Annotated in this window: 8 protein-coding genes; 2 read left to right on the forward strand and 6 right to left on the reverse strand. The window is 60.6% G+C overall.

Going from position 1 to position 11,336, the window contains the following annotated elements:
- The 5 genes from BQ8011_RS02850 to BQ8011_RS02870 form a co-directional block, all read right to left on the reverse strand.
- Nucleotides 1-5,144 (reverse strand): fatty acid synthase subunit beta domain-containing protein (locus tag BQ8011_RS02850; RefSeq protein WP_122983069.1); only part of this gene is annotated, 5,144 nt, incomplete at its 3' end.
- 19 nt (nt 5,145-5,163) lie between these two features.
- On the reverse strand, nt 5,164-6,753 hold the full coding sequence (locus BQ8011_RS02855; protein WP_072457257.1) for an acyl-CoA carboxylase subunit beta: 1,590 nt from the start codon (nt 6,751-6,753) through the stop codon (nt 5,164-5,166).
- Nucleotides 6,750-8,549, reverse strand: coding sequence for an ATP-binding protein (locus tag BQ8011_RS02860; protein ID WP_072457259.1), 1,800 nt, complete (start codon nt 8,547-8,549; stop codon nt 6,750-6,752). The genes BQ8011_RS02855 and BQ8011_RS02860 overlap by 4 nt, the downstream gene beginning before the upstream one ends.
- On the reverse strand, nt 8,546-9,346 hold the full coding sequence (locus BQ8011_RS02865; protein WP_231945352.1) for a biotin--[acetyl-CoA-carboxylase] ligase: 801 nt from the start codon (nt 9,344-9,346) through the stop codon (nt 8,546-8,548). Before BQ8011_RS02865 ends, BQ8011_RS02860 begins: the two co-directional genes overlap by 4 nt.
- Before the next feature lie 195 nt (nt 9,347-9,541).
- Nucleotides 9,542-10,282, reverse strand: a complete 741-nt coding sequence (locus BQ8011_RS02870; RefSeq protein ID WP_034500778.1) for a TetR/AcrR family transcriptional regulator — start codon at nt 10,280-10,282, stop codon at nt 9,542-9,544.
- Between the two features lie 135 nt (nt 10,283-10,417).
- Between BQ8011_RS02870 and BQ8011_RS02875 the strand changes: the two genes are divergently transcribed.
- Nucleotides 10,418-10,711 (forward strand): hypothetical protein, encoded by a 294-nt coding sequence (locus BQ8011_RS02875; protein ID WP_034500776.1) that lies wholly within the window; start codon nt 10,418-10,420, stop codon nt 10,709-10,711.
- 122 nt (nt 10,712-10,833) lie between these two features.
- Here BQ8011_RS02875 and BQ8011_RS09110 read toward each other — a convergent pair whose 3' ends face one another.
- Entirely contained in the window at nt 10,834-10,971 is a 138-nt protein-coding gene (locus tag BQ8011_RS09110; RefSeq protein WP_122983067.1) for an LPXTG cell wall anchor domain-containing protein, read from the reverse strand.
- 43 nt (nt 10,972-11,014) lie between these two features.
- On the opposite strand from BQ8011_RS09110, the gene BQ8011_RS09115 reads away from it, so the two are divergent.
- A partial coding sequence (locus BQ8011_RS09115) for a hypothetical protein (protein WP_234952141.1) occupies nt 11,015-11,336 on the forward strand: 322 nt, incomplete at its 3' end.

The raw sequence follows: 11,336 nt of genomic DNA on the forward strand, positions 1-11,336 counted from the left end.
GCGGCCTCGTCGGCGGAAGCGGGGGAGTCTGCCTGCGCACGCTCGGGGGCGGCAACCGCATCCTCGTTACGAGCGCGGGCGCTATCGCGTTCAACGTTCAAGACATCGACTTGAACCTGTGCGAAAGCGGGCAGGGACAGGGTCTTCGATGCCATATTCGCCAAGGTCGGCGAGGAAGCCAGGCCGATTTCAACGAGGCGTTCGACGCCCAATCCCTTGGGAGGAGCACTGAAGAGCAGGTCCTGAGTTTCGATCCAGCGAACCGGGGAAGCGAATTGCCAGGAGAGAAGCTCGATGAGCAGGGTACGCGCGGTCGACTGAGGATTGGCCGCGGCCTCGTCCCAATTGTCGACAAGCGTCTGGGTTGCCTCGGAAGGAACAACCTCGAGGATCGACAGTGCGAAGTCCCGACTCAGCTCGAAGGGGCGCGCAACCAAGTTCGGAATGTAGCGACCCTGGAGGACATCGAGGTTGATGCTCTCGGGAAGCAAGGAATCGAGCTTGTCGCGGAAGGCCGGAACGCCTGCGCGCAGTCGTGAGGAGTGGAAGGGAACGTCAATTCCCGGAATCATGATGAGGGCTCGGCGGCCGCCGTGTGCGCGTGCGCGCTCAGCGGTATCTGCTTCCAGAGCCTTCAATCCGGCAATACTTCCGGCAACGGAGTACTGGGAGCCAGCCAGGTTGTAGTTGACGATCTCCAAGAACTCGCCGGACTTTTCGGCGATCGAGGCGACGTAATCGCGGACCTCGGCGTCGCCCATTCCGAACTGGTTTGGACGCAGAGCTCCCATTGCGTAGTTCGAGCGTCCCTGCGCATCGCGTTCGACCAGGTGGTGCATGGCCGATCCGCGCTGGAAGACGATCTCAAGGACTTGCTCGAGGGGGAAGATCTGCGCGTAGGCCGACAGTGCGGTGTATTCACCCAGCGAGTGGCCGGCGTAGAAGGCGTGCTCTTCAAATGCCCCATCGGCGCGCAGTTCTTCGGTTTGTGCGTAGGCAAGAGTTGCCAGAGCAACCTGAGTGAATTGCGTGAGGTTGAGGACGCCCTTGGGGTGACGGAAGATCTCGGAACCAACGCGAAGTTCGGTCGGGTTCGTGCGGACAATCGATTCAATCGAGAAGCCCAGGGCCTTGCGAGTATGTGCATCCGCTTGTGCCCAGACGCTGCGGGCAGTCGCAGACATGTGCTCCAAACCCATCATCTGGCGCTGAATACCCTGACCGGGGTAGACATAGGCGGTGCGCGGTGCACGAGTGCGTGCACGGGCAATCGAGACAACCTCATCGCCAATACGGCAGGTCGCTTCAAGGACGAGCTCGCCGCCGATACGGCCCACGCGCTCAATCGTGATATCTACGATGTCGTTGAGCTGGACCATGCCGAACATGCGGTACGACCACGCCGAAATCTCAGCCTCGGGCATTTCAACCGAACGAATGACACCCAGAATGTCGGGGCTATCGACCGGCTGAGTGGAGTGTGCGCACAATACATGTTGGACGGTTGCCGAGAGCCACATTCCGTGGACCAGCGGTGCACTCAGACCAGACAGGCGCGCGGCCGCATAGGAGGTGTGAATCGGGTTGAAATCGCCAGAAACAATGGCGAAAGCCGTCATATTCTCCGGTGCTTGGACGCGCACGTGACGCAGGAAAGAACGCGGAGTATCAACGAAGGAATCGGCGACCTCGGGAGCGGGGGCCGGCGGCTGAGTCGAGGCAATGCGGCCTCGGATCGCGAAGCGCTCAACCATGCGTGCAAAGACTTCGCCCTCATAGGAGAGCTCCAGTTCGACGCGCACGACTCGACCCGCGGAAGACTCAGAGAGCTCGGCGCAGCGTCCCTCGACCTCGACGCGAGAACCGAAGGAGGGCAGCTCGCGGTCCAAGAAGATCGAGTGGTCCAAGTGCACGGCGTTAACCAGGCCCTCGATGACGGGAACTCCCTGGTACATTGCCGAACCCAGCGCTGCGTAAATTGCAGGCCAGCAGGGGCCAACCAGCGCATCGGGAACTCCCGAGGCCAGCTGGGTCGACAGTGCGCCACCGGTCACCGCGCCGTGAGCAAAGCCCAGGTTTTCGGTGAAGGTGAAGGAATCGCGAACCGTGCCAAATCCCTCGCCCGGGATAACCGCGGGCATCTTCTCGATGTGGTCGCCATTGACGGTCGTCGTTCCAACGCCCGCAGCACCCGCAAGCAGGTCATAAGCGGTCACGGACAGGCGTGACATGTCAACAACCGGGTAGGCGCCGGTCATGCACGCGCTGGACAGAAGAACCGGGATATCGATGTATTCCACCGAATGGTGCGAGCTGTTCGGGGTCTGGTCCCACATCGAATCGCAGTGAATGCGGATCGAGTAGCCGGCCTCGTCGTGGAGAATTTCAGTCGCGTCCACCGAGGTGTATGCGGGGTTGTCGACCAGGTTGCCCGCCCACTGAATGTGGGAGATTTCCCGCAGGAACGAGGCCGCATCCTCCAGGTCGTGGAAACGTGACCACACGTGGGGGACCTGAGCGGCAGAGGGGGCAAGAGCATCGACAACTGCCTGCTCGAAACGCGCAAACATCTCGCCGATGGGCTCGTTCACACGATCAATACCAGCGACCGAACGCGGGCCGGGGATGATTCGGACAGCATCAGCATCAAAACGGGCATCCTGAGACTGCCAGAGGGTATCCGTTCCCCACCAGCGAGCCAGATCGCCATCAAGAACCGGAACGAAAGGCATGGGCTTGTGGTGCTTGCGGCACAGGACCGGGAACCATGCGACATCGGCGGGGACAACGCGAGTGGTCTCTGCCTGGGGGTAGGCCTCAAGAAGGCGAGACAGTGCTGCCTGTCCGTCCTCAAGATCCTCGCGGTTCTCAAAGAGAGTCGGAATATCGCCGTGGTCGGCGGGGTTGAGACGCGACTCAATGCGGTGGAAGAGATCCAGAGCGCGATCCGTCCACGTCCAATCCGCCCAGGGGTAGGACAAGTCGATGACGCGGCGTGCCCACTCGGCGTAGGTCATTTCGGCCAATTCGCCGAAGTAGGGCTTGGCCGTCTTGTTCATGGCCTCAATGAGCTCATCGCGGCGTGCATTGATCGCCTCAAGATCGGAGCCGACCTCGTGAATGAGGCGCGATGCGCGTGCGGAGGAGTTTTCGATCTCGTGCATGTCGGCGCCCAGGTGCGACAGGCCCGAGGTCATTCCACCGCGAACCTTCCCGCTACCGACCCAACCATCTTCACCTACACCGGGGGTGTCCTTGAGGAGCTGCTTGACCTGCGGGGAAGTTTCCGCTTCCAAAGTCGCCATCGAGGCCGTGCCCACGAGCACCGCATCGACGGGCATCGCCGGGGATCCCAGGTCCACGGACCACTGGCCGGTGATGTAACGTGCCGCATCGGCAGCCGAGCCGATACCGCCACCGACAGCCAGAACAACATTGGGAGTACGACGAATATGTCCGTAGGTTGCCAAGAGCAGATCGTCCAGGTTTTCCCACGAGTGGTGGCCACCAGAGTGGCCGTCTTCGACCTGAATAATCAGCGTGTGCTCGGGGTTCGCGCGAGCAATGCGCAGGACCTGCTCGATTTGCTCCACGGTTCCGGGCTTCAAGCACAGGTACTCAAAACCATCGGCGCGCAGCTGGGCGATCAAGTCGCGGGCCTCGTCCAATTCGGGAATACCCGCGGCGATGGTCACGGCATCGATGGGGGCACCCGCGCGGCGAGCCTTGGGAACAATTCGGTTGACGCCGAATTGCAGGTTCCACATGAAGCGGTCAAAGAACATCGTGTTGAATCCGGCGCTGCGACCGGGTTCGAGAAGCTTCTGAAGCTCCAAGCGGTGCTCGGTGAAGACCTCTTCGGAGTACTGTCCACCGCCGGCCATTTCTGCCCAGTGTCCAGCGTTTGCTGCTGCTGCGACGATCCGAGGACCAACGGTCGTCGGGGTCATACCGGGAAGAACGATGGGAGAGCGACCCGTCAGGCGCGTGAAGGCGGTCGAGACGACGTGGCGACCATCGGGAAGTGCAACAACCTTGGGAGCGAACTGCGACCAGTCGGATTCGGGCTCATAGTGCGATCCGGTCTCATCGAGTTCGGTGCGACGGGCATTCGTTGATGCGTCCACAATCTGTGCGCCAGTTCCATCCAGAAGATCCTGGGTCAGGCGCGTAAGCATATTCGAGGGGCCAAGATCGATGAAGACCTTGACACCTTCCGACACGGCGGAGGCAACAGCTGCCGACCAGTCGTCGCGCTCAACAAGGATTGCACGAGCAACACGCTCTGCCTCGGCGTCGTCGATGCTGTGGCCAGCCTCGGCCAGGGTCCGCGTCCACGCAGCAACCTGTGCGACGGCCTCTTCGAGCATGTCAGAGTGGAAGGGAGCGGCAACGGGGAGGAATTCGAAAATAGCCTCGAGGGGAGTTCCACCCTTGAGGTGCTCTTCCAATGCGCGGTTTTCTGCGGCAACGCGAGACTCAAGCGCGTGACGGAAGGCCTGAAGATCGTCGGGGCGGCCCGAAAGAACGACGGAACGCGGGCCGTTGACGACCGCAAGAGAAACCGCTTGGGTATCCACGGCCTCGGAAATCATCGAGCAGGGGAGCCCGCGCACAGACAGCATCGGGGTGGCATCCCCAAGCTTCGTGGCGCCGAGGCGAACGCTCAGCGACTGTGCAGCAGTACCGATGAGGACGGCGAGGGCAAGCACGTGGGTGACGCGCTGGTCATCGCGGGCGATCCACGCGCGCGCAACCTCGGCGCCCAAGATGCCCTGGGAGTGGCCCAAGAGCACGGGAGAGCTTGTGTGAATGTCGAGCTGGGTTGCGTCCAGGTCAGCAAGAGCGCCGAGCTGCGCGAAGGTAATCCCGGGAACTGACACCGAAGGCGAGGCATCGGAGGGAAGATCGGAGGTATCGCCGTTCATCAAGCCGTTGAGGCGCTCCAAAGAACCTGGGGCGCTGGTGAGCAGATCCGCAGCGACAGGAGCGAGAAGCTCACGCACCTGCGCGTAGTAAGTGCGCAGCATCTGTGCGTGAGGCGGGAAGGACAAAGAAGAGGTCAGAGCAGGGCGCCACGCGGACCCCTGTCCCGCAAAAGTCAATGCGTAGGGAGTGGGGATTTCGGTAAAAAATGCAGTCATGATTGATCTACTTTCCTCATCACATAGGGGCGTTGTCGTGGACACGAGGGGTGGTGACCGTTCGGTCTTTCAAGTGGAGAACTGCCAGTGAACGGCAGATATATTCGCGGGTCATGGAGGGCTCGATGAGGGCATCGAGCTCGCCATTTTTCAGTGAGAGATTCGGGTTCATCGATTGGCGTTCGTACATTTCCTGGTAGTGCGCGCGCTGCTCAGCAACGTTGCGTCCTTCCTTGCCTGCCGCGGCCAACTGACGGCGGAAAACAATGTCCACCGCGCCTTCAGAGCCCATCACGGCAATTTGGGATGCGGGCCAGGAGAAGTTCATATCTGCGCCCAGTGACTTCGATCCCATGACGATGTAGGCGCCGCCAAAAGCCTTTCGGATGATGACGGTGATCATGGGAACCGTGGCCGTCGCGTAGGCGGTAATGAGCTTGGCGCCACGACGAATGATTCCCGCGCGTTCCTGTTCGGAACCGGGGCGATATCCGGGGACGTCGACCAAGGTGATGATCGGGATTCCGAAGGCATCAAGGAATTGGACGAAACGCGCCGCCTTCTCCGAGGCGTTCACGTCCAGGGTTCCTGCGTCCACGCTGGGCTGATTAGCGACGATACCCACGGGACGGCCCTCGAAGCACGCAAAACCGACGACGATCGACGGAGAGAAGAGTGGCTGGACCTCAAGGAATTCACCGTGGTCCACCAGGGCCTCGATGACCTCGACCATGTCGTAGTCCTGCTTGGGGGATTCAGGAACCAAAGAGGCGACCTCGCGGGCGCGAGTCTCGGTCCCGTCGTCTTCGAAGAGATAGCGCGGAGGCTTCTTGTCGCAGTTTTGAGGCAGGTAGGACAGAAGAGTGCGCGCGTATTCGAGGGCTTCTTCCTCGTCCTCCGCCAGGAAGTGGGCAACACCCGAAACGGAATTGTGCAGGTCACCGCCACCCAGGTCCTCAGAGGAAATGTCCTCGCCGGTCGCCGCCTTCACAACGGAGGGGCCGGTGACGAACATGTACGAGGAGTTCTTCGTCATGATGATGAAGTCCGTTAGTGCGGGTCCGTAGACCGCGCCTCCCGCACAGGGACCGAGGATCACCGAAATCTGCGGGACCACTCCCGAGGCCTCGGTGGTCTTGCGGAAGATTCGACCGTATTGCGCAAGTGCGGTCACGCCTTCTTGAATGCGCGCGCCACCCGAGTCCAGCAGGGCGATGATCGGAATGCGCATCGAAATTGCGCGGTCCATCAGGAGGAGGATCTTATCTCCCTCGACTTTGCCCAGCGTGCCACCGCGGATTGAGAAATCCTGAGCGTAGACGGCGACCGGACGCCCATCGAGGGTACCGATACCGGTGATCACCGCCGAGCCAAGTTCTCCGGCCTCGATATCCCCGCCTGCGTAGCGGTTGAGTTCGTTGAAAGAACCCTCATCGAGGAGGAAATCCAGGCGCTCGCGTGCGGTCTTGCGGCCTCGCGCGTGCTGTGATTCGCGTGCTCGTTCTTCTGCTGCTTCCAGGATGGAGTGCGTGCGATCGTAGAAGTTACGACGACCGATGGCCTCGTGCTCCTCGGTTTCCTTGAGGCGATGAGTGCTTGACGGAGTCATGCTTCCTCCTTAATGCTCACCAGGACGTCTCCGGCTTTAACGGTGTCGCCGGCAGCCACGTGAATCTTTGCGATTGTTCCGTTGCAGCCTGCGGTGAGGGTCTTTTCCATCTTCATGGACTCGATAACGGCGACGAGTTCGCCTTCTTCAACCTCTTGGCCTTCTTCAACGGCAACGCGAATGACGGTTGCCTGGATGGGCGAGGTGACATTGGGGCCTTCGTCGACTGAGTTTGCGCGCTGGCGCAGTGCGCGTCGCAGTGGCTGACGAGGCCGTGGACGCCCCGCGCCCTCCGCACTTGTTGCGCTCAGGAGATCGCTGGGGAGCTTGAGGGCGACGCGCTTACCGTCGACTTCGATGACGAAGGAACGCATCACGGCGCATTCTTCGCGTCCATCTTCCGAGGCCTCGGTGGAGATTGTTCCCTGTGCGCGCACGCTCTCGGCGACCTCGGTGAGGATTCCCTCGCGCTCGAGCCACTGCGTGTAGACACCCAGGGCATCTCCTTCTTCGCTTCTAAACTGCGGGGTTGCGAGGATGTGCGAGAGCAGGGGAGCGGAGGTGGGAAGTCCTTCAACGCTGAGTTCATCGAGCGCCCGCTGGAGACGGATGATCGCCTGGATGCGGGTCGGTGCATGGACAGTGATCTTGGCAATGAGGGAGTCGAAATCCGTACCGATTTCTTCACCCGGACGGATGAAAGAATCGATGCGCACCCCCGGGCCTCCCGGCCACTGAATTGCCCCGAGACGTCCGGTTGCCGGCATGAGTTCATTAGCGGGGTCTTCGCTGGTGACGCGCACTTCGATAGCGTGGCCTCGTACAGGGGGAATAATGCTGAGGGGAAGACCGTGGGCGATGCGAAGCTGTTCGGCGACAAGGTCTAGTCCGGTGACTTCTTCAGAGACGGTGTGCTCGACTTGAAGACGGGGATTAACTTCTAGGAAGTAGGCGTGACCGTCTTCGACGAGGAACTCACAGGTTCCGACTCCCACGTAGTCTACGGCGTCAAAGAGTGCATGTGAGAAGCGTTCGAGGCGAGAGTGGAGTTCCTCTGAAATGAAGGGAGCCGGTGCTTCCTCGACGACCTTCTGGTTGCGGCGCTGGACCGAGCAATCGCGGGTCGAGACGACGGCGAAAGTGCCATAGGAATCACGTGCGCACTGTGTTTCGACGTGGCGACCGCGTGCGATGAACTTCTCCATGAAGCACAGGGACAGCGTCTGGGGATCTGCAAGATTCGTGTAGAACTCACGCAGTTCCGAGTCGGAATTAAAACGCGTGATTCCGCGTCCGCCGCCGCCATCGGCGCGCTTGATGAGGACCGGGTAGCCAATTTCGTTGGCCAGTGCAATGGCGTCCTCGGCCTCCGTTCCCTCAAGAGACTTTCCGGCGATGGTTGGGACATTGCAAGAATCCGCAAGGGCTCGCGCGCGGATCTTGTCGCCCAAGGCATCGATGGCCTCGGGAGAAGGACCAATCCAGATCAGTCCGGCTTCTTGCACGCGGGCAGCGAAGTCGGCGTTCTCAGAGAGGAATCCATATCCCGGGTGAATGGCGCGGGCACCGGACTTCTTTGCGACCTCGAGGATTGCTTCGGGGTTGAGATAGGTTTCTGCAGCGCTGCGTCCGCCCAGGGAATATGCGGATGTCGCGAGTTCACAGGCGAGGGTGTCACGGTCTGCTTCCGCGTAAACGGCAATCGATTCAAGACCGAGTTCACGCAGCGTGCGGATCACGCGAACAGCAATTTCACCTCGGTTCGCAACGAGAACGGGAGAAAGGGCATTCGTCATGATAGGTGTCCTTCCACGAGTGGAGTGGGAGAAAGTTCCCCGGTTGTGACAGTGAAAATTTCGCCTTCTCGTGATTGGCACACGAGGTGGGCATGATCATCGATGCTGAGAGGAGTTGCTGAAAGGACTGCTTTGCCGGGCAGGTGCACAGGACACTCGCGACCAAACACCGCGACGAGGGAGGCGTAAGACTCGCGCCAAGCGGCAAGGTCACCAGCCGAGATGCAATCCACAAGATTGCCTCGGAAAGCATCGATGAAATCTTCGCGAGAGGAAGAATCAAGAGAGCATTCAATAGTTGCGGCAAAGTCCTTGACCGCCTCTGGGAGGGCGCCGATATTCAGACCGACGCCCACAATGACGAGGTGCCCAGATGCAGCCAGATCAGCGTGCTCGCACAAGATACCGGCGAGTTTGCGTCCTCCAAGAAGAAGGTCGTTGGGCCACTTCAATGAAAGTTCAGAATCGAGGCGGAGGGCGGGGGTGGCCTTGATCGTGCGCAGGAGCGCTACCCCGGCAAGAGCCGTGAGCCATTCCATCTCTGCTTCGCTGACTTCGATGAGAAGAGAAAAAGTCAGTGCCTCATCGGAGGAAAGCCATACCCGGCCGTCACGTCCGCGCCCGTGAATTTGTCGGTCAGCCCAAAGCGCGCATCCCGAGGCCGCCGCGCGACCCGAAAGGGGGGCGAAGGCCTCGTCAGTGGGTAGCTCGCCGCGTGCAGCACGGGCGAGAAGAGTGTTCGTTGAGTCAACCTCATCGCAGTGAAGGATGGGTGCAGTGGTGTCGATATGCATCATGCCCATCGTTCAAGCCGCTACATAGCTGAACAAATACAGGGGTGCATATTCTGCCGGTCGTACGAACAGTGCTACGGGAAGAGGGTGAGTTTGTGGCGGAATATCGCCACTCTTAGAGTTTTCTATAAAAAGCCTTAGTGGGTGATACCGATGTGTATCGCCGCGGCTTGTCCGGGGTGAAAAGTATGAGCCGGGCTACTCGGCTTCACGCGAGCAGGCATAGAGGAGAACCAAAACAACCTCAAGAATCGATCGGGTTGCGGGGCTGGCTTGGGAAGCGGTGTGTGCCGCGGGCACCGGTGGATGATTTTCCCGAGGCGCGGGCGCTGGATATCCCGAATCGGTAGGCGTGCTGTGCTCGCTGCGGTAGGCGCGGATTGCTTCACGCCATCCCGCAAGACCGGCGGCACGCATGACGACGCCGATCACGCTTTGGGTGAGAGCGCCGATGGGGACGGTGAGTTCTCGACCTGCGGCGGTGAGAATCGTGTGGAGGACCGAGCCGAGTTGATCGGCGAACTCGCGGTTGAGGTCGAGGAGGCGCATTCCCCATTCCGCATCTCGGATGGAGCGCATGAGCATTTCGGAGTGGAGGATGTAGAGGCCCTGATCGATGTGGATCGCGTCCAGTGCTTCGAAAAGAAGATTCTCCATGAGGAGATGGCGGTCTCCATCATCATTTCGAGATGCTGGGGTTTGGGCGTTTTCCCACAGGAGTACGCGCTCGCGAAGACGCTGGATGAGGTCGGAGTATTCGGCTTCGGCAAGAATTCCCAGCAGTGAATCCTTTGAAGAGAAATTCGAGTAGAACGCACCGCGGGTAAAACCGGCTACCGAGCAGATGTGTTCAAGAGAGGTCGCTTCGATGCCTTCGTTGATGATGATCTGACGGGTTGCGGCCAAGAGGCGGTCCTGGGTTTCGACTCTATTCCCCATAAAATATCGACCCCTTATATGCCTGAAACCGGTGCGAACGTCAGCGTTCAGTAGGCGGCGCGGCCTGCGCTTTGTTCGTTATGAGCTGAGGTCTCCATTGTCTCACGCAACAGGGGTGCGGTGTAGGGTGAAGACATGATTGGCACACTACTTACTGCCTTGGGCAACCTCATTATCTTTGTCGTCGTTGCCGTCTTGGTGATCGTCGGCGTTTTCCTTTTCTTGCTGCGCCGGGCCCTCACCCGTGGAGGTGCTCAGGGGAGTGGGCGCGCAGGATATGGTGCGCCTCGTCCCGGGGTTCGTGTCGTTGACAGTACGGTTGTTGACGAGGCCGGAGCTAGCGCTGGAGCTTCCTCAACTCCGCGCGCCGCGGATATTCCCGATTCTGCGGAAGTTCAGATCATCGAAGTGACAACCCGCGAGGACTGATTTTTCGTCTTTTCCTGTGCTGGTAGATGCAGACCGCGCGTAGATAAAAGAACATATGGGTGGGGCCTCCACGCGATTTCGCGTGGAGGCCCCACCCTTTTCAGGAGTTAAGCGCCTGTCTTTCAGGCTTGCTCGCGACGCTTGCGAGCTACCAGGACACCGCCAGCTGTGGCCGCGCTCAGTGCTGCGCCGAGGACAATCTGCGTCGTTGCTCCCGTCGAGGCAAGCGAACGGTTAGGTTCCTTTGCCGAGGGCTTCACAGGCGGAATGCTCTCAGAGGGAGCCGGCGGAAGCGGAGGAGTCGTGCTCTGGGTGGTCGCCGGAGGAGTGGTGCTGGTCGTCGAGGTCGACGGCGCAGGCGTGGAGGTGGTAGCCGATGGGGTAGGTGTGCTTGTCACGGCCGGAGTGGGCGACGTGGTTGCCGTGGTGGTGGGGGTGGAGGGAGTTGTGGTCGTGACGACGGGGGTCGGGGTCGTGGTCACCACGGGGGTAGGTGTGGTGGTTGTGACCGTCGGGGTCGGAGTCGTCGTTACCGCCGGGGTAGGCGTGGTGGTTGCCGTGGTCGTGGGGGTGGAGGGAGTTGTGGTCGTGACGACGGGGGTCGGGGTCGTGGTCACCACGGGGG

The sequence above is a fragment of the Actinomyces marseillensis genome (assembly GCF_900155605.1).
Taxonomy (GTDB): Bacteria; Actinomycetota; Actinomycetes; order Actinomycetales; family Actinomycetaceae; genus Pauljensenia; species Pauljensenia marseillensis.